This is a genomic window from Halomonas sp. KO116, from assembly GCF_000734975.2.
GTDB lineage: Bacteria > Pseudomonadota > Gammaproteobacteria > Pseudomonadales > Halomonadaceae > Vreelandella > Vreelandella glaciei.
Genome location: NZ_CP011052.1, coordinates 4,249,414 through 4,274,936, shown reverse-complemented (window position 1 = coordinate 4,274,936; position 25,523 = coordinate 4,249,414). Strand labels below are relative to the sequence as shown.

General features: G+C 51.6%; 20 protein-coding genes and 2 pseudogenes. 11 read left to right on the top strand and 11 right to left on the bottom strand.

The annotated features are described in order from the left end of the window. Positions 1-68: 68 nt before the first annotated feature. From KO116_RS19530 to qatD, 8 genes and pseudogenes are all read left to right on the top strand, one after another. Positions 69-596, top strand: coding sequence for a hypothetical protein (locus KO116_RS19530; RefSeq protein ID WP_035565912.1), 528 nt, complete (start codon positions 69-71; stop codon positions 594-596). 19 nt (positions 597-615) lie between these two features. Beyond that, positions 616-3,087 (top strand): hypothetical protein, encoded by a 2,472-nt coding sequence (locus tag KO116_RS19525; RefSeq protein WP_035565914.1) that lies wholly within the window; start codon positions 616-618, stop codon positions 3,085-3,087. Next, positions 3,080-6,280 carry a tyrosine-type recombinase/integrase gene (locus KO116_RS19520; protein WP_035565916.1) on the top strand — a complete coding sequence of 1,067 codons (3,201 nt, stop codon included), beginning with the start codon at positions 3,080-3,082 and terminating at the stop codon, positions 6,278-6,280. The genes KO116_RS19525 and KO116_RS19520 overlap by 8 nt, the downstream gene beginning before the upstream one ends. A 323-nt stretch (positions 6,281-6,603) precedes the next feature. Next, positions 6,604-6,888: pseudogene (locus KO116_RS25935) on the top strand (IS5/IS1182 family transposase); the annotation flags it as partial. Positions 6,889-7,155: 267 nt separating this feature from the next. After that, positions 7,156-9,027, top strand: a complete 1,872-nt coding sequence (locus tag KO116_RS19515) for a KAP family P-loop NTPase fold protein (RefSeq protein WP_045812189.1) — start codon at positions 7,156-7,158, stop codon at positions 9,025-9,027. Then, positions 9,027-9,857 (top strand): hypothetical protein, encoded by an 831-nt coding sequence (locus KO116_RS19510; RefSeq protein WP_045812188.1) that lies wholly within the window; start codon positions 9,027-9,029, stop codon positions 9,855-9,857. Before KO116_RS19515 ends, KO116_RS19510 begins: the two co-directional genes overlap by 1 nt. Beyond that, positions 9,854-11,119, top strand: a complete 1,266-nt coding sequence (gene qatC, locus KO116_RS19505; protein WP_035565788.1) for a Qat anti-phage system QueC-like protein QatC — start codon at positions 9,854-9,856, stop codon at positions 11,117-11,119. Before KO116_RS19510 ends, qatC begins: the two co-directional genes overlap by 4 nt. After that, the gene (qatD, locus tag KO116_RS19500; RefSeq protein ID WP_035565790.1) at positions 11,116-11,874 is read left to right on the top strand and encodes a Qat anti-phage system TatD family nuclease QatD; all 759 of its coding nucleotides are present in this window, start codon (positions 11,116-11,118) and stop codon (positions 11,872-11,874) included. Before qatC ends, qatD begins: the two co-directional genes overlap by 4 nt. A gap of 195 nt (positions 11,875-12,069) precedes the next feature. On the opposite strand, the gene KO116_RS19495 is transcribed toward qatD, so the two are convergent. Next, positions 12,070-13,062, bottom strand: coding sequence for an IS30 family transposase (locus KO116_RS19495; protein WP_045812187.1), 993 nt, complete (start codon positions 13,060-13,062; stop codon positions 12,070-12,072). A gap of 1,440 nt (positions 13,063-14,502) precedes the next feature. Here KO116_RS19495 and abiEi point away from each other — a divergent pair. After that, the gene (gene abiEi / locus KO116_RS19485) at positions 14,503-15,033 is read left to right on the top strand and encodes a type IV toxin-antitoxin system AbiEi family antitoxin (RefSeq protein ID WP_235272572.1); all 531 of its coding nucleotides are present in this window, start codon (positions 14,503-14,505) and stop codon (positions 15,031-15,033) included. Positions 15,034-15,431: 398 nt separating this feature from the next. Here the strand turns inward: abiEi and KO116_RS19480 are convergent, their stop codons facing one another. Beyond that, positions 15,432-15,839 carry a DUF1440 domain-containing protein gene (locus tag KO116_RS19480; RefSeq protein ID WP_235272434.1) on the bottom strand — a complete coding sequence of 136 codons (408 nt, stop codon included), beginning with the start codon at positions 15,837-15,839 and terminating at the stop codon, positions 15,432-15,434. 269 nt (positions 15,840-16,108) lie between these two features. On the opposite strand from KO116_RS19480, the gene KO116_RS24225 reads away from it, so the two are divergent. Beyond that, entirely contained in the window at positions 16,109-16,852 is a 744-nt protein-coding gene (locus KO116_RS24225) for an antitoxin Xre-like helix-turn-helix domain-containing protein (RefSeq protein ID WP_052703808.1), read from the top strand. A 614-nt stretch (positions 16,853-17,466) separates the two neighbouring features. Here the strand turns inward: KO116_RS24225 and KO116_RS19470 are convergent. The 3 genes from KO116_RS19470 to KO116_RS25525 form a co-directional block, all read right to left on the bottom strand. Then, the gene (locus KO116_RS19470; protein WP_035565135.1) at positions 17,467-17,679 is read right to left on the bottom strand and encodes a hypothetical protein; all 213 of its coding nucleotides are present in this window, start codon (positions 17,677-17,679) and stop codon (positions 17,467-17,469) included. A gap of 120 nt (positions 17,680-17,799) precedes the next feature. Next, complete coding sequence (locus tag KO116_RS25180) at positions 17,800-18,000, bottom strand: hypothetical protein (RefSeq protein WP_144408615.1); 201 nt, start codon at positions 17,998-18,000, stop codon at positions 17,800-17,802. Positions 18,001-18,056: 56 nt separating this feature from the next. Further along, positions 18,057-18,581: a hypothetical protein gene (locus tag KO116_RS25525; RefSeq protein ID WP_200897111.1), complete on the bottom strand. Its 525-nt coding sequence runs from the start codon at positions 18,579-18,581 to the stop codon at positions 18,057-18,059. Positions 18,582-18,686: 105 nt separating this feature from the next. Between KO116_RS25525 and KO116_RS25170 the strand changes: the two are divergent. After that, a pseudogene (locus KO116_RS25170) lies at positions 18,687-19,814 on the top strand (IS3 family transposase). Positions 19,815-19,866: 52 nt separating this feature from the next. Here the strand turns inward: KO116_RS25170 and KO116_RS19450 are convergent. The 6 genes from KO116_RS19450 to KO116_RS19425 form a co-directional block, all read right to left on the bottom strand. Further along, on the bottom strand, positions 19,867-20,340 hold the full coding sequence (locus KO116_RS19450) for a MarR family winged helix-turn-helix transcriptional regulator (RefSeq protein WP_035565140.1): 474 nt from the start codon (positions 20,338-20,340) through the stop codon (positions 19,867-19,869). 139 nt (positions 20,341-20,479) lie between these two features. Further along, a complete protein-coding gene (locus tag KO116_RS19445) occupies positions 20,480-21,739 on the bottom strand; it encodes a TRAP transporter large permease (RefSeq protein ID WP_045812186.1) in 1,260 nt (419 codons plus the stop codon). A gap of 4 nt (positions 21,740-21,743) precedes the next feature. After that, on the bottom strand, positions 21,744-22,262 hold the full coding sequence (locus KO116_RS19440) for a TRAP transporter small permease (RefSeq protein ID WP_035565839.1): 519 nt from the start codon (positions 22,260-22,262) through the stop codon (positions 21,744-21,746). 48 nt (positions 22,263-22,310) lie between these two features. Further along, entirely contained in the window at positions 22,311-23,312 is a 1,002-nt protein-coding gene (locus KO116_RS19435; protein WP_045812185.1) for a TRAP transporter substrate-binding protein, read from the bottom strand. Between the two features lie 169 nt (positions 23,313-23,481). Beyond that, positions 23,482-24,657, bottom strand: a complete 1,176-nt coding sequence (locus tag KO116_RS19430) for a 3-hydroxybenzoate 6-monooxygenase (protein ID WP_035563429.1) — start codon at positions 24,655-24,657, stop codon at positions 23,482-23,484. Next, on the bottom strand, positions 24,654-25,511 hold the full coding sequence (locus KO116_RS19425) for a fumarylacetoacetate hydrolase family protein (protein ID WP_035563432.1): 858 nt from the start codon (positions 25,509-25,511) through the stop codon (positions 24,654-24,656). Before KO116_RS19425 ends, KO116_RS19430 begins: the two co-directional genes overlap by 4 nt. Positions 25,512-25,523 lie beyond the last annotated feature (12 nt).

The window sequence follows — 25,523 nt, the reverse complement described above, 5'->3', positions numbered from 1 at the left end:
ATAAAAATTTACGGCGATCTATTTTGATATAATAGTAATGCATTGGACTGACAACACTGAGGCATGGTGTGACAAAGTTGGTAATATCGAAGATCAAATCCCCTTCCGGAGCGCTCGCTGAGATCGAGCGAGTCAACATTAATATTGCCAATCAATTGCCCGTGTCGTCATGGCTGGATGCTGAATTAGCCGATACCTTACTTGCCTACCATCCCGTTTCTGTGCAAAAGGTATCGAGGCATTACGAAGTGGTCAGTGGATTTCGCGCGTTTCATGCCGTTAGTGCCTTGCTGGATCCAGAGGCCTCCATCTCGGTAGGCATCACAGATGCTCACGAATCTGATCTAATCAGCGGGGCATTGTTTGAGCTTATTACTCACAGTCTGATGCATTGTCCTGAGGCTCTGGATGCGAAAGAGCGTGTCTATCGACAGTTAAAAGAGCTCTCCATTACGCTGCGTAAAACGCACGGCATCAAGGTGCCTACAAAGCTTTCCACACGCAATCTAAAGACATTAATGGGACTAGAAGGGCGCCGCATCACACATTCAAGAAAGCGGAAGTCAGAACTCCAGCGGATCATGGAATCCCCTTAACATGGTGGTTTAAGCGGACATGGAACAATTGGCAAGACTGACTGGCGTGGAGCTTTCCTGCCTGGAAGGGGTGTTTGCACTGCTGAAAGCGCCGGATGATCTAACCCACCTTCTCCTGGTGTTGGAAAACGTGAACCGTGCTTTACAGACAGTTCAGGGAACCCAAAAAATTCGGGAGGATCTTGATGATGCGACCGAGAAAAAGGAGGAGAAAGGCCTCTTTCATTACCTTCCTGTCATTACCCAGATTATCGCCGTGCTGAAGGGATGTGATCGCGAAAGCTGCCCAGAGACGTGGTTAGATCAGTCGGGGAAGCAGCGCGGCATTATCAATGACCACCCTGAATGGGCGATGCTGATTCTTACCCCCGATGCTGAGTGCTATGGCAATGATGCGTATTGGCAGCATACCGGTGTAGTTATAGCGTGCTCAGCCGTTCAGCGAAAGCGACACCAAGCGCATATTGGTTCCGAAATCACCGCTGCTTGTCGTGATATCCGGACGATTGGCAATGGCAAGAAGTCTCTCGGGCTGTTGGTAGAGATTGAGATGGACGCCACGCTCAAAAGCTACCGTCAACAATATTTGCTGAAGAGCGACGAGATCCTCGAGCCGCTGTCGGGTATCGAGCTGCTCGTTCGAAAAGTACTCGACCATAAGGGAAAGACGAGAGACGGTGGAGGTGGGGGTGGCCACCCGGCCCGAACGATCGAGCGGCGCGTTGATGTGTCGGATTCGGATGACGAGGAAAATGAGGGGCCAGAAAAGTCGATGCAACTGTTGGAATCGGCCGGTGACGAGCAGGCGCAGGGCCGTCAGCGTGCCGCCGGTTTGCATCCCAAAGAATCCCAGACACTGCGTGCTGTTTCCTTCACGGAAAGTAAAGCATCACCGACATTAGGGTTTGATCTAAGGGACTTGATCCGGCGCCAGAGCAGCCGTATCCAACATATTAGCCAGTCCAACCAGAGGCTTCCTTTTCGCTACGCCAGCTTAAGTCGGGTCGAGCTATCGCTGGCGGCGAAAGCAGCTTTCGAGCTATTTACGGGCCGAGGCCGATTTGAAAAGCGTGATGACGAAGATGTCTATGCCGGTCTACTGCTGCTGTTGATGATTTGGCTTGGACGTCCCGTCGAGCAGATTCTGGGGATGCGGGTCTATAACCATCGACATGAGCTACCGAAACACCGCAAGGACGTACTCGCTTTTTTGATTGAAGAGCACGCCTTTGTGCTGCCCATTCCGTCGCCGGAGTGGCGTAACAGTCTCCAGGACGACGCAAAGAAACTGCTCTTTACAGCCGGTGGGAGCACGCCTGCATTGGTGGATGAGGTAGTGGTGGTCGCCAGTCCCGTGCGGATGGGGAAGTTTATCTCGCGCCTCAGCTTGGTGCGGAAAAGTCGGACAAAATATCGCGAACTGTTTCCCGAATGGCGTCATGGCGGCATTGAGGAGGCAATGCGGGCGGCGGTTTCAAAGATCAACCGCGCCCACCGTATGCGGCTGACACCCCGTCGCATCAGTCAAGCGCTGTTCGATGAGATCGTCTGCCACTCCAGCGATTGGGTCGATGCTTACCTGTTGACCGGGCACCGTTTCACCGTCGCTGACGTGGCCGCACATTATTACAGCGTGCCGGCTGGCTATCTTGAGACACTCTATCATGCTGCTGCTGTTTCGCTGCGCAACAGCATTTATCAGTACCTTAGCGTAGAAGAAAAGCATCACTACGCCTTCAAACAAGTCGTTCAAAACAGGGGCGACCATGGCAGTAAGCTGAACCTCAAACCGATATTGCTGACACGCTTGGTCAAACACCTGAAAGGCGAACTGCGGGCAGCTAGGCGTCTTCAGCCTGAGGACGAGAGTTGGCGGCAAACGCATAATCATTACGTGGCTTATATCGCTTTCTGGTTACTGTTCGCAACGGGCTACCGTGCTGTCAATGACTTGATTTTTCGCTGGCGGGAAATCGATTTTGCATCTGGTTTTCTAGCCATCTCCGATAAGGATGACGAAGCGATGAGTCAGGCACGGGTGGCTTGGCTGTTGCCGGAATTGCGTGATCAATTACGCCAGTATGCAAGCCACTTGGAAGTTCTACAGGCTCGGCTTTATCAACGTGCATCTCTTTACGAGCACCTTGAAGCAGTGTTGAGTGAGCCCCAGCCAGACGTGCCGCTGATGTTCTTTATCAGTGACAGCTGGCAGATGGTTCAGCTCTCTCCAGAGAATCTGCGGCGCCACGTACCGCTCTTTACGCTGCCAGTCAACGCAAGTCGGCACTATCTTCGCAGTGCTTTGCGTGCTGAAGGGGTTCGTGGCGAACTGGTTAATGCCTTTATGGGGCACGCTCAACAAGGGCAGGAGCCGTTTGGCGCTTTCTCTACCTTGACCCCCGTGAAAATGTTTCGGGAGCTAGCGCCTGTCCTCAGTAAAATGCGCCGGGAAGCGGGATGGACAGTGCAGCAGGGGCTAGCGGATGAATGACTATGTCGAGGAAGTTTGGAGCGGCTGGAAGCTAATACAAGTTCCGGAAGGGGCAGGTGGTGCCGAGGCACGCCATCGGCAGCATCTGCTAAATAGGCGTCGTCACCAAATAGCAGTGCTGGAACTGCTACAGGAAACGCACCCTGGCCTTGTCCGCGGTGAATCGGATGTCAGCGTGCCGACGGATATCGCCCAGCAGTGGGAAGAAGCCCTACAAACCGGTGACAACCGTTCAGTCGTCGAAATTCGCAACAAGGTTAACTTCTTATCACTGGGGCTGTCGCGTGGGCAGCGTGAGTTGGGGTGGGACGTGCGCGTTCCAGCGCCGCTGCACCTGGTCAGGCCAGCGGCGAGTCCTTTTACGCCCTTATCCTTCAAAAATTTAAGCGATTACCGTGACTGGTGCCAGGATGCCGATCATGAGATTAAGCAGCCAGACTTTCAGGCGCTTCTTTGGCACGGCAATGGAAAAAAGGGACACCGTCGGCTTGAGCCTGAAATGATCAGTTGGGGGCTGTTTCTTTATTGTGTAATTACCAATGACGGCCTGCTGGGCAGCAAGCACCTGAACTCACTGCCATTGGCCACCACTACATTGGCAGTGCACGGGGCTTCTGCCTGGTTGGTGCTGCATGAGACAGTACCGGACGGCATGCCAAAATCGAAACGGGTGTTGCCACGAAGCCGTTGGCTGTTGGGGGTGTCGGCCTTAGCGGTGTTGATGCGCCACATTCAGCATTTTGGCCACCCTGGCGAGAAGTGTGGCGGTTATCAGCAGGCCAGGACATATACCCAGACGGCTTGGCTGCATTTCTGTGGCGCTTTAAAGGCTGAGCCGGTGTCACTTCCGACGTTTAGCGAGCATGCCACGACCGCCTTTCGCTTACATGTACCGGCTTATATCGTGAACAGCGCACACGGCAAACATCCAAGCACGTCAATTGCTGAAGAGCGTTGGCATCAGCTGCTCACCGGTGGGTACGTGGAGCATACCAAGCCAAAAGCCGAGCAGGAGAATGTGCTTCCAGCAGCAGGATCCGGGCTGACGCCAATGGTGACCGAGCGTTGTGAGCGGGACCAACCGTTGTATGAAGGGCGTGCGCTGCTGAAATCGTTACACGATACGCTCTATAAGCGTCGTAACCAGAAACGCCTCAAGTTTCGAGACCTTTCTCGCGAGCTGGAAAGTGCCATTGTTGCTTCTCAGCGTATGGCTCCCATCATTGAATGCTTGTGTCGCTGGCTGCTGTTCCTGCATCAGAAGCGGAAGCGAAAGCAGTCGACGCTGTACAAGTATCTTGGTGTAAGCATGCCGCTTCTGCAGGCTTTGGGGGAGACGCCGATTGATCAGGATCGGATGGATGCGCTTATTGAGGCCTATCAGTTCGTGGTCGAACAGGCCAAGACCGAGAAAAACCGCCACTACCGTTGGACGGTGTTGCGCTCATTCCATTCTTTTCTTGTGATTGATCAAGGCCTGGCCAACGTCTCTATGGTGTTTGCTGACGGTGGGGCAACTATCTTGCATCACGCCGATGCCAATTGTCTGTCAGAGGATGAGTATCGTCTGATAGCTAGTTTTCTGGCCTCCCGCTCGGCAAACATCAAGGGGCAAATTCGCTATTGGGTATTTGTGCTTGGATTTCGCGCTGGTCTCAGGATAGGAGAGGCACTTTCCATTCAGTTAGATGATGTCTTGCACCATCAAGAGGTGCAGGATACTGATGTTACGCTTCTGGTTCGTAACAACGAGTATGTGGGGGTTAAGAGCCATGATTCACGGAGGCAACTTCCGCTTCATTATCTGCTGACGGACACCGAGCTGGAAGCATTGAAGGCCTTCATCGCCAATCGACAAGAGGTGACCCTTCATGGTCGTGTCATGCTGTTCGGTGAGGGAAGTGTTTCGGTGGCACCGCTACGCGATGATGAGGTGCAGGCAGAGATCCACGAAGCCATGCGACGTATCTCCGGGGATTACAGTCTGCGCTTTCATCACCTGCGTCATTCACTGGCTAACTATCTGTTGCTCTCTTTTCATGGGGTGGAGATACCCTGGTCAGCGCCTCCCCATCATGCTTTTCTTTGGGACAAGGTCGCTGAGGGTCCCTCGCGATCAGGGCTGTACTTTATTGCGCAATTGATGGGGCATGCGTCGCCCGATATGACATTACGAAGCTACTTGCACTTTACCTGCCTGCTCCTTGACCATTACTGCCACAAGCAGTCCTCCTCGATGGAGAGCTGTGTTCCGAGACACGCAATTGCTCAGTTGGAACCCTTGACCAACGTGCTCCAAATCAAGCCGGCGACCCTGCGTAAATGGAAAGAGCGTTTCGGCGAAAAACCGCCACGTTGGCTTAATAAGGCCTTTCCCAAATGTTCTGTGATAGACGTAGCTCAGCAGGCGTTTGCCCCCTATCCTGAATTGCCAGCCAAGATACTGCTTGAGCGCCAAGGTCTGAGTCAGCTATCGCTGGAGCAGGTTGCCGCTGCGCTGGATGCTTTGTATCAACGCGATTTTGACGACGTTGAGCATATCTTTAATTTGTGTAAAGGCGAGGCAGAGCGGTTAACGTCTTGCGCGCGGCGGGTTCTAACAGCGCGCACGCGGCAGGGGATGAGCGCGTTTCGTCACTACCGGTTGACGAAAGGTAAGCAGCCAGCGCCGAATGATTTTGCCCACCCACGCCTGGCAATGCCGCGCTCGCTAGCGGAGCGTCCAGTGGCGAATGTGATGTACCAAGCCATCTGGTCGCGATGGTTCAGCCATCATCCGGATGAATTGCGTAGGCATCTACGTTTTTTCTATCGCTACCACCGTGCCACCGACGGTCATGTATGGATTCGCGATGTCGATGACGGCTTGGCCTTTGTGAGCTGGGTGCTGGGCCTAGATGTTCACGTTAGAGCAGTCGTTGAGGTGACACCAAGTACGCGATCATCCCTGTCTGAGAAGCAGCAGCTGAGTGAATGGAAGAAGCGACTACCCTCGCATCAACATAAGGTGGAATGGCGATCTAAGCCTCCAGGCAACCGTTTTTCAAAACCGCTGGGCACGGGCAACGTTACTTTCTATGTAGTCAATGAGAATAAACGTTCTCGAAGTGGCTACCCAGTACGCTATATGCTGGTGATGACGTGTATCGTAATGGCTACGGTCGCCCAAAAAGGGGAAAGCTCTAAAGGATAGGATGAGGCGACACCTCCCTCGCTGGCGTTGCAGTTTTTTTGTACCGTTTCTCTAAGGTGGCTATCAGTGTACAGCTTGGGCTGTTGCTGTCTGATCGAGTGTGTCAGGTTACCAGTGCTTATTTTGGTAAGCGGTATAAATGCATTATTTGCTGTTAGGTTTTCCCTGCTCTCAAAGACTATAGCAACCTATTTTGCTCGGAAGGGGTAAGCTGATATCCCATTGCCTTGTAGCCTTTCTCGCGTTTTCGGTACATGCGTTCAAGCATTGGCAGTCCAGTATCAAGTTAGTCATAGACAGTGACTTCCTGCTTGCCTTCAACCGCTCGGTTCGACGTCGATGCCGGGCTGACCCACAGTGTGGCCGCCACCTCGGCGAATGTCGCCGATGTCACCATGGCGAAATATCTGGAAGAAGATACGCAGGATCCGGAGACTCGGTGCTGTGCTGCTGTCAGACGCGGCGCGATTAAGAAAATGAAGACAGCCGAAAGAAAACGCTGCTGCTAGAGAACCTGTTTGGCTATCGCAAGCTACGCTACAAAGGCTGACCAAGTACCAAGCGCAGTATTTGCGTTGGCCAATCTAGTACTGGCTAGACGATGCCAGAATACGCTCATGGGGTTTGTGGATCTTGAAATCCGGCCTGGCAGCCGGAAACACGGCTGTTCGGTAATAAAGCCACCGGTAGTAGCTAAATAGTGATCTCGGAAACAATACTCGGGCCATATTGACCACTTCAGTTGCCCAGAGATGAATTGTTCAGCGCTTCCCTAAGACTTTGTAATGGAAATTAGCAGCCTCTCCGGTTACGTTTGATCCCTGGGTGGCGAGAAATTTTGGCCTACTTTGCATCTTGGGAAGCGGATTTTCAGCATGTGGCATGACAACGAAACAGCAATTGATTACCTGAATTTCGGTGTAGTGGCTGATGCTTGTGCAAGCATGCTGACGCAAGCTAAAGGCGAACCCATTTCCATTGGTGTTTCCGGCGGGTGGGGGGCTGGTAAGTCTTCTTTGGTGAAAATGATTGCAGCTCGATTAGAGGCTCCCTCCGTATCGGCACCTGATGAAGGTAACAAGCCAGGAAATACCTTCGTTGTTCTCACTTTTAACCCATGGCTGTACCAAGACTTTGAATCCGCTCGCAGCGCTCTGCTTCAGATCGTAGGCGATGAGATTGTTAGACTTGCCCAGGAGAATACAACCATTGCTGATAAGGCTTCTGAGCTATGGCGTCGTATCAATCTTTTAAGGATTGCCCAGCTAAGCGGCGGAGCTGCACTGACGTTGACGACCGGGATTCCAGTTGGTGCACTCGGCAAAACATTTGACACCATCGCCGGTTTCTTCCCCTCGACAGAAAAATCAGGAGAGATGGAGCCAGATTATGAAGGCATCACAGCGGCGGCTGATGGCTTGCTGAAGCCAAAAGAACCGTTCTCCATGCCAGCGCACATCCAGGCCTTCCGAGATACCTTGGAAAGCCTTCTCGCCGAACTTGAAATCACCTTGGTAATTTTCGTCGACGATCTAGATCGCTGTCTTCCTCAAACCGCAATTTCAACTCTTGAGTCTATTCGCCTGCTGCTTTTCATTCGTCGATGCGCGTTTGTCGTTGCGGCCGACAACGATTTCATCAAGTCGGCTGTGAAAGTGCATTTTGATGGGGCTGGAATTTCGAGCGATGTTGCTACCAACTACCTTGATAAGCTTATCCAGGTTCCACTCCACGTTCCGCGGCTTGGTCTCAATGAGGCGAAAGCCTATCTGGTATTACTCCTGCTTGAACGAGAGACTAATGCTGGCACTTTCACTCGGGACCAGTTCGAAAGCGCTCTCAAGCTCATTCCCGAGAGGCTGCGAAACAGCTGGAGAGGCGATACTATCAATCAAGAGTTTCTATACGAACTAGTCGGAACAGACGAAACATTTCGTAGCTTGATGAATCTCGCAGAGGGGCTGGCGTCACTTCTTCATCGTTCATCAGCAGTCAATGCCAACCCTCGGCTTATGAAGCGCTTCCTAAACACGGTTTATCTACGTGAGGCCCTTTCTGCGCCACAGGGGATCAAGCTAGATATAGCAGCATTGGCGAAATGGCACCTTATTGAGCGTTGTGATGAAGCTCTAGCAGAAGCGCTGGCTGGACAGGTGCATTCGGACAATGACGGTCGATTGCAAATCCTTGCTGAAGCAGAGAGTGCTGCTGCAAGCCAAGGACAGTTGCCCGAGCCCTTTAAGGACAACGCCTTCACTCGTCAGTGGCTCCAGTTGCCACCTGCACTCGGTACAGAAGATTTACGTCCACTGCTTCACCTGAGCCGGGACTCGGGTACTCGGGACTTTGGTGATGACAATATGATGCCTGACTCAAGAAAGCTTCGTGATGCTCTGAAGACAGCAACAAGCTCGCATCAGTCTCTCACAGATCTTATGCGAAAGGTCGGGCCGGATCAGACTGAGCTAGCGATGCTTAAGGCATGGCAGAGCTGCAGCACTACGCGTACCTGGAAGCGTAACAACGAAATCTTGATGCTTATTGAATGCTGCAAGGCCTTTCCCGTAATTGGAAAAAAAGCGGCCAGCTTGTTGGAGCAAGCGCCTTTAAAGCAAGTTGGCCCTGGCATCATTCCTACCCTGGGTGCTCAAGCATGGGCGAGTGTGGTTTTGGAGCGCTGGAGTGAAACAAACGAACTGACTACGCCTACTAAAAATGCGATTTTGAACCTGAATACGAGGCGCTGATGGGTACATCAACATCCAGTAGTGGTGGCCGTTCAGGCTCTCCTTTTGACCCTGAATGGCTTGCTCCAGATGGAGCGACACCAAGCAACTTTGATGGTGAAACCCAATCTGATTCTGAGCAAGATAATGTCGAGGGAGCGCCTGCCAGTGATTCACAAGCAGGTGAGAATGTTATTGCACCAGATCGTCGCTTTGGTCCTGCACGATCCCAACTGGGCTCTTACCTAAGAAACGGCAGCCGCGACAATCTCCGTGGTGCTACCCAGAGCATGGTGTCAAAAGGAATGGGAGGAGCAAGCCGCGCTGCTTCAACTATGCGTAGCACGGCGAGAGGGGCTGGTGCTCTCGGTCAGTTCCTCGCAGCAGCTCGGGATGGTACGGATCCGCGGGTAACCGACTGGGTGGCGCGTTGTCGGACGGCTAATCTTTCCGCTTCTGACTTGGCGCTTGAGGTCTTAAAAGAGGTCATCTCAGGTTCCGGCAGTATTGACGAAGAATCTTTGCGTGACTCCGGTACTGATGCGCTAGCCAATCTCTACGAGAATCACCCAGATGTCGATATTTTTGATCTGACAGATGCTCAAATTGCTGAGGTGATTGGTCTGACGATCGCTAACCAAATCTGTCAGCTCATCGATATGCAACTCGGGCAAACCTACGAAAAGCTCAAGCATGACCCTGCTCAGATTCAAGAACGTCGAACGGACATAAGGGAATGGGTCTGGGCAGAGGTACGGGTGACCTTGGAGAAGAAAAAAGCCTCATATGCGGACCCTAAGAGTTTGGCGCAGTCAGTCCTTCAATCCGCTTTGCAGGTATTTGCCGAATGAACAAGATTCTGTGCTCCACGGCGGAAAGAATCCCGCAGCAGCTGCAAGCAAACGAGAGAGTGTTTTCGTATTTCAAAGGAGCCAAGCGCAATGGCGTTGGCGCAATTGCCAACCGTTGGCATGGAACACTGAAGCGAGCGGGATTCCGGCCATCACCGGTAGTTTGGGACTTTGTTCAGTTTTGTCTTGCGGTCTGTAGTGCTGACTTGGCCAGCCCCAGAAATACCAGTGCAGACGGGTGGACGCGCACGATCCAACTCACTGTAGGGCTTTGTGAACCGCTGCGGTGGGTACCACTCAAGCAACATCTTGAGGAAATGCTAAAGATTTTGACTGGCGACTACTGGACCCTGGTTTTTAATGATGCAGGGGCTAAGCCTCCTCAGGGAGATGGTGACTATCTCCAGAACGACTGCGTTTCTTTGCTATCAGGTGGGCTCGATAGCCTGATTGGGGGCATCAATTTAGTGACTGAAGAAAAGCGCCCTTTGTTCGTTTCCCAGCTTGCGCATAAGGACTCGGAGCGGCAGCGACGCTATGCTAAATTGCTGGCAGGCACTGGCTCACATTATCAGTGGAGCCACGGCATAAGTTTCAAAGGTGTGCGGGAATCGTCAACTCGTGCCCGGTCCTTGGCTTTCTACGCGTTTGCCGTGCTCGCCTCTACAAAGATCAATTTGCCTAAGCCGCAGATCTACATTCCTGAAAATGGCTTTATCTGTATTAATCCTCCGTTGGTACCTGGACGAGTGTCGAGCCTGAGTACACGCACAACTCACCCGCTCTTCATTGGCATGCTCCAGAATGTGCTTGATGAACTGGGGATATCTGTGGAGCTGGTATTGCCTTATCGCTTGCAAACCAAAGGCGAGATGATGCGAGGCTGCCTCGATCCAGAGAAGTTGAGAGAGTTGGCTTCAGACTCCACAAGCTGCGGGCGGTTCAGGACTTATAATCGTCAGCACTGTGGTCGTTGTGTACCTTGCCTGATTCGTCGCGCTGCGTTCTTGGCTTGGGAACCAGAATCCGATACCACCGACTATCGTTTTCCATCCGTAGTAGGCAGCGATAAGTCCGGTGGCCCCGATGACCCTATGGCAGTAGCTCTGGCTGTGCTTGATGCCAAGCAGAGAGGACTGGATCGATTCCTGGGGGGCACACTGACTTTTGCATCAATTGAGGAACGCCCAGACTATCGCCGAGTCCTTCAGCAAGGCCTTGCTGAACTGGAAGCCGTCCTTGTTCAGGATCAATTGCTTTGATTGATTTCCATTGCCACGTGGATCTCTATCCCAAAGCAAGGGCAGTGCATGCTGAGGCACTACGCCGCAACGTATTCACTTGGCTAGTAACTACGAGCCCAAAAGCCTTCCAGGCAACGAGTTCGGTGCTCGGTCTTCACGAGTCAATGTTAATCAGCCCCGGCCTGCACCCTGAGATCGCTGGCGATCGTTTTCAGGAGTTGGATATTCTCATAGAGCTGATTGATAGCGCCAATGCTGTCGGTGAGGTCGGTTTGGATGGCTCCAAGAGGTATGCCGCAAGTTATTTAAAGCAGAAACAAGTTTTTGCTACTGCCGTGAAGCGATGCCATGACGTGGGTGGGCGTGCGCTCAGTATCCATTCGAGGCAGGCGGTTCCAGATGTGTTAACGCTACTTAGAGAGTTCCCTGACCACGGTATCCCGGTTTTTCATTGGTTCACCGGCACGGTTTCGGAGCTTAAAGCCGCCGCTGCGCAAGGCTGCTGGTTTAGCATTGGCCCAGCAGCTTTCACTTCTGCGGCAGGGAAGGCATTGGCCAAAAAGCTTCCGAAGGAAAAGGTCGTTCCTGAAAGTGATGGTCCCTTTGCACAGTTAGATGGCCAACCCGTGATGCCATGGGATTTCGAAATCACTGCCAGCCTGCTCAGCAAAGCTTGGGCAATGCCATTGATAGATGTTCGGTATCAATTGTTTAGCAATGCCAAAGTATTACTTGATCAGATGGGCTGTACTACTACGGCAAGTCTCATTTAATAGATAAATTGCAGCCATAACCTTTAAGATGAGTGGTTGTATAGCTGGTGGTCTCATTTTATCAATTGAACGTGTGATGGTTGCCGTTAGCCCTCACTTTCTCACGAGTAGGTTGAACTCAATAAGGTGTTAGTCGTTCTACATCATTATTGACCGCTTATGCATGATTAGCCTCGATTACCACGACTCCTGAATTCAAGTAATAAGTGCAGCACCTGCGGTATCCAGGGCACCTGAGTACTCACCTAGGAATACCTGTGCCGGTGTTCGATAACCGAGCCGTTTTCTCGGACGGTCATTCAGTTTTTTGACGATCTTTCTTAGCTCGCCATTTGTCACCTGCCGGAAGTCAGTCCCCTTGGGGTAGTACTGCCGGATGAGGCCATTCGTATTTTCATTAGTCCCACGCTGGCCGGAACAGTAAGGATCACAGAAGTAAATTGAGGCGTTCACCGCCTTGGCCACTGCCTCGTGGTTGGCAAATTCAGAGCCATTGTCTAGCGTCACGGTTTTGACAGCGCCACGCCGCGGTGTCAGCAGTCGGATCATAGCCTTCTGTGTCAGCTCGGCAGTGATATGGGATAGCCGAGCTGCCAATAAATAGCCACTGCGGCGCTCAACGAGGGTGACTAACCCTGACTGTTTGTGCCCCTTGAGCACCGTGTCGCCTTCCCAGTGGCCAATCATGAGCCGGTCATCCACATCGGCGGGGCGATGTTCGATACCGACCCGGTTAGGGATTTTACCGAGCCCAGCGCTCTTGGCATGAGCACGGTGCTTGCTGCGCCGCTTAGGCTGACGAAGGTGTCGCCAAAGATCGCCGCCACGGACTTTGTCATCCCAGATCAAGGAGTAGATCCACTGATGGCTGACGCCAATGCCGACCAAAGGCGCCATGAAGCCGCTAATTTGCTCTGGACTCCACTCCTCACGCAGTTGCTTGGCGACGATGTTGACCATGCTGGGCAGGCGCTTTGTCCATTTCCAGGCGGTACGTCGCCGGTCATTACTACGGCACTGAGCCATCTCAGGTTCATAACCTTCGCCTGTCGCATTACGACGCAACTCACGGCTTATCGTGCTGTTATGAACGCCAAGGTTTTTAGCGGCCTGTCGCTGGCTCATCCCTACCCCAATACAAGCGTGAATCTGGTATCGTTGGGTCTGGGTCAGTTGTCGGTATCCCATGCTCTGCTTCACTTTGGTCGGTAAAGCAGGGAGGGTACCGGCGCTGGCCCTCCTGCTTCTACCGGGTGGTCCAAAGTGCTGCAGTTATTCTATGAATCCAGGCTGTCAATTACGCGATGGCTAGCTTGTTTGCAAAATCCCCAGAATAATGGACCAGAACATATACCCAAGATAAGTGTGCCTAAGCATATGACCACACCAACTAGTTTGCGTGAAGCAGAGATGGAAGCAAGAGCGCGTCGAGCCGTGATGGAAAGCGGCGATTGGTTAACTGTCGATGAGATATTGCAGTAACCAGGCGTCAGCTCACGGAGTGACTGTGCTCATCCTGCGCAGTGGAAACAACAAGGTGATATTTTTACTATTAACGACCATGGCACCGAATACTACCCTGCGTTTGGGCTTGAGAAGGAAGCTGGCTACCGACCGTACCGCGTCATCTCGAAAATCATCGATATCTTCAAAGATGATAAAAGCAGGCGGGGAATGGCCTTTTGGTTCCAGTCGGCAAATAGCTATCTTGGCGGGCTAAAACCTCAGAATCTGATCGTCACAGATCCTGATCTCGTTATCGACGCCGCTCTTGATGAGGTTCAAGAAATCTTGCACGGGTAGTGAGTACAACGATCAGGAATATTGGCAACAACGATCGACACGCCTCAATAGATCCAACAAGGTAATGAGGTCTCTGTCCTTAAAGGGATGGAAAAGCTTCCCGCAGCAAGTGAGTTCTGTCTTGTGTGATAGGGCAGCCGCTATAAGCCCATAGAACTATGCTTTTACTGGGGTCGGTGTTACTCAGGGTACTTTCCCTCGATCAATCTGTAACGGATGTTTTGTGGTGAGGTTTACTACCAAATAGCTGGAAGCCAAGCCAAAATAAAACCGCACACACCCGCAAGAAGAACGCACCATCTTGATACCTCATTAAGCCAGCTACACCCGAATCAACAGCAGGCTTGTCCTGCCACCACTCACAAGTCATTCAGAAAGCCAGAATAATCATCGCTACCAAGCCAATGAGACAAACGGCGCCTAGCAAAATCCTCCCCTTCGCGACAACCACCTCTTTTCCTTATTATTAAATTTATGGGGCAGAACCTTCATACCCCTTTTTTGACGCATCCCCAATTGCCCAGGCTAATCGGCATTGCTGCTTGCCGCACGACAAAAGCGCTGCTGGAGATCGTGTTTCTGATGTTATTGGGAGTCGCTGTATCCTACGTCATATCCAGATTCCTAAGACGCTCGCTTTAGTGATCGTTGCTGCACTGGGCTCAAAATTTCCGGCCTGAGAGGTTGGTGTGAATCGCTTTCTTGGTACCGGATCGGAGCAATCGCTAGATGTCGGTAGTTTAGGAATCTTGGTCAGTTTTTGCGCGTACACTTCTGTACGCCTAGACTATAAATATATAGTTTTGGTGTACACCTGTGAAACAGATGACAGCTCGGCAGCGACTGGACAGCTGGGACAAAATCGGGCGAAGCGTATTCACGCGAAGTGACCTGGCAAAGATCTTTCATGAAGACAGCCCAAAAACCTTTCAGGAAGGGATCAACCGACTGCGTAAGCATGGCATTCTCGAAGGCGTAGCCCGGGGAATCTATTGCTACTCCCTTTCGCGTACTCCCGACTCCTATCGGCTGGAACGAATCGCTCGGGCCATGCGCCGAGGGGAGTACAGCTACGTCTCGCTAGAGTCAGCCCTGTCAGAGTATGGGGCCATCTCACAAATCCCCGTCGATCGCCTAACCATTATGACAACAGGCCGCAAAGGGATGCACCGCACTCCTTATGGAACCATTGAATTCACGCATACGAGCAGGCCCATCATCGAGCTGCTACCGCGCATGTGTGACATTGGGCGGCCGCTCAAGATGGCGACGCCTGAGGCTGCCTGGGCAGATCTTAAACGAGTGGGGCGCAATACGTATCTAGTTGATGTTGAGGTGTTCAATGGACAGGATTGAGCCTAGGGATTTTGCCAAGCTCGTTGACATGGCAACGGAAGAACCTGGGCGCAATGCGATGCGGCAAGTCATCGAAAAATAACGTCTGCACTTCGACATCTTAATCGCTCCAGCGTCGAAAAGTGCGATACACGTAGCGGCTAGTCAAGGAGAAACAGCGCAGCATCAGCTCGAGGGTCTAAGAGAAAGGCCACTACTCCGAGACCTACGAGTCAGGAGTGATCGTCTTGATCATCTGGTACAGCGAGCGGACTCAGGAGACTCTGGGCCATCGCGTCCCGAGCCTGCAAGTGGTGCGTGGCTAATTCAGCCGTTGTCGAGGGAGGCGTCACGTCGGTTCGCCAGACATTCTCCGATCCATACAGTGCTGGCCCCCAACACCAGATGAACGGGAATCATTAGCCGGGGCGATTGGCTGGCTGACGGTGGGGTGGCGGGAGGGTTTGCAGCGCCGGAATCCAGCTGAAATAGCTCGCTGCCCAAATCGCCACCCCGTAGCCGCTGCCGTAGACCAAAGGATGTGCGACTCGTTGGCGTGTGGAGGGATATAGCGACCCGGCGAAGGCACCATAGCCAAAGTGGCTGACAAGGCTTAGCTCGACGCGCTGCTCTTCGTCCAACAGCGCATCCGCCTCCACCTTTAGCAGAAGGTTCTGGGTGATCTCACGCGGCAGCAACGGGTAGCGCTCTTCTCGTTGGAGTCGCCGATAGAGTGCCTCCCCATGGCAAGGGTCATGGGAATGGTGGCGAGCAGGCCGCCGATGGCACCGGCCAAGTAGCGATTCGTGGCTTCCTCCTTGAAGCATATGCTGGCTTACATGGCTCTCCATAGTCGAGAATATGGCCAAGCGCCCGGTACTACGTGAAGCGCCACGATGTATGTTTTATAGATTGCTCTTTGGAAACCGGTAGTTTTTTTGCTGTTGATATCCCTAGGATCACATTGTGTGCCTATGCTGTCTCAGCACCGTTAACATACCGCTGTCGAAGAGTAATGCCAGGCCGTCTACCCTCAAGAAACCGCGTAAGCGTTTTGAGGATAAGTTGGTAGGTTTGTTGGGAGGAGGAAATCTATATGCCGCAAAAAAACGTTCCGCAAAGACCTACTGTCGAAGACGATGCTAAAAGTCCTCTTGAGCGTTTAAAAAGATCTGTTCAGCATTACGATAAGCCGTTTGAGCCGGTGGGCAGTGAGCACTGGGAAGCCGATCTCCTGGAGCCAACCAATGCCGTGAGGCCAGGAGAAGTTCCTACACACATTGCCCCGACGGGCACTCGCTATATCAGAATACGTGAGGTACCACCAAGGCTCCAAGACGGTTTTGTACGCTATCTCACTGGTGCCGGGTGCCCAGTGGTTGAAAATGAGGATGGCCCTCTGGCTTTTGAGATCGATTGGATTGAATGGCGTCAGCACCGCCGTCCTGATCGAATTGCGGCGCATAATAGTGAGGAAACAAGTGTCGCAGTGATGCGCACGTTTCCAACTATTGCCCATGAATGGGGGCTGTCAGATACAGACATGGCAGCGCTTCTAGGAATTAATATTGATAGTTATCGTGAGTGGGCAGCTACGCCTTTACAGACAGACTTAACAGCGGAGCAGCTTGAACGTGCATCTAACCTCCTAGGTATCTACCGGTCGTTAACATTGCTATTTCCTCAAGTAGAAGACCGGCAACGGTGGCTTCATGACTTGAACGATAACGCCCCTTTTAGTGGTCTCTCTCCCATGGAGCTGATGAATCGCGGTGGCTTATCGGCTTTGCGCTCTCTTCGAGACTATCTTGACGCCCAACGGAAAGTTGGATTGGCTTGAATTACTCCATAGCCATGGATTTCGAGAATCGTTCTCGTAGCGCTGAAATTTTAAAACGACACCATTAAACAACTCTTAACAGAGAGGCCATCGTACTGCTGAGGATCTTATAGAATTGGGCCCAAGCAGAAGATCAACAACTCCTTGCCGGTTGGATCCTAAGTGCCTCAATTAGCGTTTGGTAGAGCTTAATCTGGGTGTTTAGCCAATTTTCTATAGACTGGCCATAGAGGCTTGTTTGATGTCTCCGCCTCGGCCATGTGTGTCTGGGCCATGCTCACCAATTGGCGGATGTCTGGTAAATGCCTCTCGAACAGGAGAATCTCGTCGATTTTCGTTAGGGCTAAAGCAATTAGCTCTTGTTTTTCGATGCCTGCTAATTTTTTTAATTAGCACTCGATAAGTAACTATCTTAAACAGAGACTTCTTTATGTCACTCCTAAACTGTTGCTAACGAAATGTGTTTCATAATGGGGTCGATGTTGCCTCCGAAGGAGGCTCAAAAGGGCTGTCGTGCATATGTCTACCATCTGTCGGCATCAATGACTGAAAGGTGCCATTGATTGATGGTCTAGCCCTCGATTCTGAGCTTTTCTGCTAATTTCAAATGCATATTATTTTTTGTTTAGTAGCTCTTTTCTATGTTCGAAAATAACATCGCGAGCACGCTGATGTGCCCTACGCCGTGCTTGTAGCAACTCTTCAATATTTTGTTCTTTCTTAGGTTCTGTAGTTTTGCCCAAAATAACCGTTTCACCGAAAGGAGAGGTGCTACGAAGAGGACGAGGCGCTACTTTGGCTTCGTGATCAAAGTCTTTTGTTGCCATCAGTGATATCTCCAACAGTTTATTTATGAATCATCCCAATGTTATAAGTATATTTCCTGGTATATGCTCCATTGCCATTCACGTTTGACTGATGGAAATGCAGCCACTTAATATTTAAGTTCAGGTCTCACGGGGATCTACTCGTGCTTCTCCTGAGGGAGATTTATCCTCAGCCGGGCTAATCCAATGTTCAATTTCCTTGGGTAAGAGAGACGCTATTTCATCAGCGTGGGCAGACTGTGGCGTGAGGTTGGCTAATAGCTCTATTTCAAAGAAGGGCAGAGGGTGTATTGTTGGCCATTGTTCAGGTGATTTGATCATGATTGCTGACCTTAATTAATATACACATAATTTGCTCGTCAGATGTCTGACGTTGTTTATAATGGCTTTTTGGATGCACTGCATTCATCAAGTCGCTCCCGTCCTACTTCAGTTAGATCACGCCAAGCGCATACGTCATCTGTTTCATCAGCATTCGCGTCACATTGGTCGAGCAGTAGCTCAAGCTTGTAGGGCCTTATTCGTGATGGTTCGGGTGGTGATAAATCATCACTAATTTGAGCCAACTTTTCAAGAAGCCAAGCTTCCACTGCTAAGCAAACAGCATCGTTCTCTTCTTCGCCCAAGAGAGCAATACTATTGTCTGAGCGAGAAATGAAAAAGTCATCAGGAATCTTTATCGAACCTCCGCCACGCAAGTACGCTATGATCTCTCCGCTCATTGCGGCCATATAGGCAACATCGCTTTGTAAACACTCCAGGGCTTCACGAAAGGTCTCTAACGGTTGAGGAAAATGGTCGCGCAAATCGAAAGCACGGTACGCGAAAATTGCTTGGCCTATATCTTTCGTTGTTCCCATTTTTTCCTCCGTTAAATGACCATTCCTTAAGATATGGCTCATGTTTGATTTTTCTATTGAATTGTTTTGGAAGGTCTTACATATTCTAGCGACGTCACCCCCAGATTGAGTAGCACTACACTTTAGAGTCCGATCCTACGTAAGGAGATTGGACATGAAGAAGCGTTTAGCGAAGAACAGATCATTGGTTTCCTGGGCGAAGCCGAAGCGGAACTGCCCATCATGGAGTTATGCCGCCGGCACGGTTTCTCTGAAGCCAGTTTCTACCGATGGCGCAGCAAGTTTGGCGGCATGAGCGCACCTGATGCCAAACGACTCAAAGAACTCGAAGCCGAAAATGGACGCTTGAAAAAGCTGCTCGCTGAGTAGCTACTGGAGATGGAGGTCACTCGCGAGGCACTGAGATAAAAGTGGTGAGTGCCCCTGCACGCTGAGACGTGATGCGCTTTATGGTGTCATGTGGCTTGAGTGAGCGTCGTGCGCTCCATGTCGTCAGTATGAATGCCCGTGCATTGCGCTATCAATCGGCCCCTGACCGCAATGGGGCATTTCATGAACACATTGTGGCCTTGGCCCATCGGCATCGTCGTTATGGTGCTGGCATGATCTACCTGAAGCTGCGTCAAGCCGGTGAACAGGTTAATCATAAGCGCGTCGAAGGCCTCTACGCGGCGGCTCGGTTGCAGGTGAAACGCCGCAAGCGCTAGAAGGTTCCCACATCTGAGCGTAAGCCAATGGGTCGTCCTTGTTCCGCCAATCAGGTCTGGTCAATGTATTTTGTGTTTGACCGTACCGCAGAAGGCCTCGTGATAAAGAATCTCACCGTTGTCGACGACGCCACCCATGAAGCCGTGGCGATCGTGCCTGAGCGGGCCATTGGCGGGCTGTCGTTTACATGGATTCTAGATCATCTGGCGGTACGGCGCGGGCTACCTCACGTTATTCGTAAGGATAATGGCAAGGAATTTTGTGGGAGCACCATGCTGTCTTTGGCGCATCAAAGTGGCTTGGCACTGTTTTTTAATTGAACCTGGAAAACCCAATCAAAACGCCTACATCGAATCGTTCAATGGGCGCTTTCGCTATGAATGCCTGAATTAGAACTGGTTCACCAGCCTTCATCACGTCAGGGTCGTCATCGAGGCGTGGCGAAGGGAATACAACGAGGAGAGACCGAAGAAGGAACTGGGAGGGTTAACGCCTTCCGCCTATGCTGAGCAACTGGTGATAAAACACGATAAAGTTACTTCTGACTCTAAACCCGGGGGCTACTGAAGATGGGGTGACGTCGAGCCCACCATATATCAAGGAGATTATTGGGCTGGGCCTAGGTTTCATTTAAGCGCACCGGAACACGACTCAGGTGATTGTTATCACTCGCTAATTTCTGTAATAACTTAAGCAGCACTTGCTGCTCGTCTGGGGTTAGCGGTGCCAAAATATCTTTTTGCACTTCTTCAACGGCAGGTTCTACGGCTTCTCGTAACGCCTCTCCTTCCTTGGTGAGCTTCACCACCATCGAACGACGATCGTCAGGGTTACGGTGCCGGGTAATGAGACCGCGCTCCTCTAATTTCCGAACCACGACAGCAATGGTATTGCGATCCAACGCCGTATAGCCACCTAGGGTGATTTGGTCAATGGCTCCCATCTCTTCAAGCGCAGAGAGGATTATATATTGCAGTTGGGTAAGGTTGAACGCCTCGCACTTGCGCAGAAAAATAGCCACGCTAATTTGGTGGCAGCGTCTTAAAAGATTGCCAGGTAATTCAAAAGCTTCAGATAGCGGTGATCGGGTCATGTCGGGTCTTATAAAGGGTAAAATACGCTGTGACCATAGCAGAAGTTTCTGTAATAGGCACTGGATGTGAGCACTGACCGGCATGATGCTAGTCAGTGCCTCAAGTCGATAAAGCGTAAGCAGAAGGTAGTGGCCAGGCTTAACGGAAAACGTTAACGAGCCAGGGATTAAAGATGACCGCCAAGATAACGAGGCAGGCCGCGAGGATGAACGGAAAGATCCACTTCGTAATACGAGGCAAGCTAACGTTGCTGATAGCGGAGGCAACATAGAGCCCTGCACCCACCGGGGGCGTTAATAGCCCCAGGCTTAGTGTCATACAGGTGACGATGCCAAAGTGGACAGGATCAATCCCATAACTTTGTTGCGCCACCGGGAGCAAAATAGGCACTAGGATGATGAGTGCAGCGATGCCATCAAGTACCATGCCTACTACCATCAGCATCACGAACACCAGCAGCATAAATATCAGCGGGCTTTCGGTGGCGCCTTGCATTAGCCCGGCTACTTGCTGAGGTATCTGGTTATACACCAGTACCCAGCCAAAAGCTTTTGCAGCGACAATCAGAAATAGCACAATGGCAGTATTGCGTGCTGTTCGGCTCAAAACGCCAGGTAACTGCCCCCACTTAAGCTCTCGAAAGAAGAGGGCGCCTATCACCACCGCCATTAGCGTCGCAGCCGCCGCAGACTCAGTAGGCGTCACTATGCCAAACGCGATACCGCCCACAATGACGATGGGAATGCTGAGTGTGAGCAGTGCGCCACGAGTCGCACGCCATAGCGGCGTGCGTTCCTGATCAACACTTCCTTTCTTACGCGCACGACGCGCCATGATCGCGATCAAGCCGCTGATCAGTATAAACAGCAGTAGCCCAGGAAGAATGCCCCCCATGAACATGGCACCAATCGACACTTGAGCAATGACGCCATAGATAATAAACACCATTGACGGCGGAATAATCGGGCCCAGCAGGCCAGCACCTGCCGTCAACGCCGCGGCGAACCCCTTGTCGTAACCATCACGCTCCAATTCGGGGGTCATTACTCGGCTCATAATAGCGATCTGTGCCGTCGCTGACCCCATAATAGAGGCAAGCATCAAGTTCGAGGTGAGGGATACATAGGCAATGCTGTGAGGAATCCACGCAAACCAGGCTCTTGTGGCGGTGATAATACGACGTGTAATGCCGCCCTCATTCATGATTTCGCCTAAAAGAATAAACAGCGGAATCGCCAGCAGATCAAACACCTCTAGCGAGCCAAAAATAACCTGGGGTAGGTTTTCAAATAGACGGTAGTTGCCGGAAGTGATTACGAAGGTAAGTGTTGAAGCCAGGAGGACAAAGGCAATTGGCATTCCAAGCAGCATCAACACAATAAAAGCCGCAAGCGTCATAGGGTCACTCCTCGTCGTTGGCTAGGACGAAACTCGCTCGCGAGCGATCAAAAAGCCTAGCGATGAGGTGAAAAATCGATGTGACACAGAAAAGCGGCACGATGAGATAGAAGTGCCACTTGGGCCAATCGAGCGTAATAGCGATATCGTAGTGGATCGAAGGTGACCGCAGCCAAGCGATGGTGTACCACAGAACAGTAGTAAGTATCGCCAGACAGACCAACTCAGTAAGCCAATAGCAAGCGCGCTGAGCCGTTTTAGGCAGCATCGCAATCAGCATGGTCAAACGTACGTGCTGGTCATTATGTATGGCGATAGAGATGGCGAGAAACGCCATCCAAATCAGAATATATACGGCTAGCTCATTGGCAAAAAAGAGCGGGCTGTTAAGTACGTATCGTGCGAAAACATTAGTAATAAGCAACGCGCTAAAAGCTATTATCAGTACGTTGCAGAGCAGCTGTTCAACCTTGGCTAGCTGGCGACTCGCCTTGGTTAGCCAGGTATTTTGGGGAAAATGCATCTTGGGCACGCCTCTTTGGTTCGGGGCGCAGAAGCGCCCCGACGCATTTTATTCAGCGTTAAGGAGTTCGGTAGACTGTTGCTGGAAGGCTTGGATAAGCGGATCGTCGCCAAAGCGCTCAGCGAACGCTTGGTTCGCCGTGCTGAAAGCGTCTTCAGCGCTTTCGAGCGTATACACATTAATGCGGTCTTCGAGCAAGGTGCGGTTGCTCGCTTCTGCTGCAATTTCCGTCTCAGTACCCCAGGCAAGTGCCTCAGCCATGGCGGTATCAATTAGCTGGCGTTCTGCATCGCTAAGTGAAGCGCGGGATGCTTGGCCCATTATGGCTACCTCAGGAAACGCCATATGGCTAGTCAGTGTTAGATGCTCCGCTACTTCATAAAAGCCCGAACCTACTAAGGCATCGAGGTCAATATCCACACCATCCAGCATACCGTTTTGGAGGCCTTGGTAAACATCCGGCAAACTCGTCGGGGTGGGCCGAGCCTCAACGGCTCGCCACCAGGTATTCATCGCTGCGAACGGAATAATGCGGATGTTTTTGCCGCTAACATCCTCAGTGCTGTTAACAGCGCTTTCGCGCATAAGAATATGGCGCATGCCCGCAAAGGTATAGCCGAATGCGTGCAGACCTTTGCTCTCCAGGTTCTGCAGCATCTGCTGAGCAGCGTCTGTCTCGGTGGCCTTGGCCGCCTCTTCTACGCTGGAAAAGAGGAAGGGAGTGAACCAGCCGACGAAAGCTGGTTCACGCTGGCTGGTAGCTGCGGCGGTCATAAGCCCTATGTCTAGCAGTCCGGTCTCCATTTGGGTGAACATGGCCGATTCATCCCCTAGCTGGCCGGATGGGAAAATGGTAATGGTTAAATCACCATTACTTCGCTCTGCCACTGTGTCGGCTAGGCGTTGGGCGGTTTGATTCAAAATATGCTGAGGCGGAGTAATTAATCCCAGGCGTAACTCTTTGGCCTCGACTTGTGTACTGGCAATTAACGCTAGGCCTAGCGGAATCGCGCAAAGATAGCGAGTGGCAGTATTTAGTATGTTTGTCATTGTATTTACCTTATTTTTAGAGGTTTTTTTCTTTTTCACTGAAAATTAGTTGTGCTCTTATAAAATCATAAGTCAAAAACGGAATCCTAAAATTTTATGAGCATGGTAGTTTGCAAGAGTTGTAAACAGTTATTACTTTTTATTAGGAAATTATTATATTAAGAGCGCGTCAAATATCCTTATCATATAGCCAAGCCAGCCCTTCATAAGACTGCTCTGGCGTCCGAGAAGCGAGCATGGCATTGCGCAGTTCAGCCGTAACCCCTGTCGCGTGATAGAACTCACCGTGAACACGGGCCATAATCTGACAGCGTCCGGTGCGCAGGTAGCGCCGCTGCTGGTACGCCTGAAAGGCACTGGCGATATCGTCACTGCAGCGGGCAACCTCATCAGCTAGCACAACAGCATCCTCTATAGCCATGCAGGCACCTTGGGCAAGGTATTGCAACATCGGGTGAGCAGCGTCTCCGACCAGGGTGGCACGGCCACGGCTCCACTCTTTCACAGGCTCTCTATCGCATAGCACCCACATACGCCAGCTATCAATTTTGGCTAACAGTTCTTGAACCGTATCGCAGGTTCCAGCGAAACGCTGCTTGAGCTCCTCAGGATCTCCTTCTGTATTCCAGCCTTCTACATAGCGGTCGCTATGGAACACGGCAACCAGATTGAAGAGCTTTCCTCCACGTAACGGATACTGCACGAGGTGGTTTTTGGGGCCGCCCCACAGAATCATGGCATTACGGCGATAGGCTTCTGGCACTTCCTCGATAGGAATTACCGCACGATAGGCAATGTGACCGGAAACCCTCGGAGCTCCATCGCCGACAATGCTCTCGCGAACCTTAGACCATAGGCCATCGGCCCCTATCAAAGCACTTCCTGAGATTACTTCCCCCTGAGCTGTGGTGACATTCATCTTGCCATTGGCCTCTGAGAAGGAGGCGACCCTAGTAGAGGTTCGAAACTCTATCTGGCTCGATGCACGACACGCGTTGAGCAGTACGTTGTGTAAGTCGGCACGATGGATCAGTGCATAGGGGTACTGGAAGCGTTCGATGAATGAGTCACCCGCCGGGATCTCAACGACCGGCGTGGCATTGACGCTGTCCATCATGATCAGTTCATCTGGCAGCACCGCCAGTTCACGTGCCTGCGCCAATACCCCTAGGCGATCAAGGGCGCGGAAGCCATTCGGTCCTACTTGGATACCAGCACCCACTTCACGAAACTCATCGGCCTGCTCAATAACCAATGTTGGGATGCCGAGACGAGACAAGGCCAGTGCTGATGCAAGGCCACCAATCCCGCCGCCGATAATAAGAATAGGCTGCTGAGTACTCATGATGCCTCCACGTTCACAATGATCTTACCAATACGCTCAATCTCACAATTGATGGTGTCACCAGGCTGGATAGGCCCCACCCCCTCTGGTGTCCCGGTATACAGCAGATCGCCGGGCTCGAGGGTGTAGAATTTGGAGGCAAACTCTATAAGTTCGGCTACATCCATGATCAGATCTTTGGTATTGGCGCTTTGTCGCACTTTTCCATTCACATCTAGGGTCATCGCTAATGCATGAGGGTTTTCTATCTCATCGGCGGTAACCAGCCAGGGGCCCAGCACTGTGTAGGAATCTAGCGACTTACGCAGGCTGCGCTCCTCCGGCCCACGAATCGTGATATCCAGCCCGATGCTGTATCCCGCCACGTAGGACAGCGCATCCTTTGCTAAAACGTTTTTGGCACGTTTGCCAATGATGGCAACCAATTCGATTTCGTGGTCGGTTCGGCGGTCCGGAAGACCGACGTACACAGAATCATCAGGACCGACCAGTGAACTTGTAGCTTTGAGGAACAGCCCTGTCTCCTGTATCTTTCGCACATGTGCTCGGGAGAAAGTCGCGGTATCCTCAATGGCCTCATCCAAGTGGGCTTGGTAGTTGACTGGAGCCGCGACAACCTTGCCGGGGTTGGCAACCGGGGAGCGCAATGTCACCTTGCTGAGAGGATAACGCCGAGCGAATTGTATGGCATCCGCTATGACAGGCATTAATTCTGGTAAGCAAGCAATCAGTTGATCTCCACGGGGATAGGGATATTCCGAGGCACCGATACGAGTTAGGACGCTTGAGACGTCCAATACCTCGTTACCGTCTACGACACCCAGGCGATTGTTATTGAACAAGCAGATTTTCATGCAATGGTTATC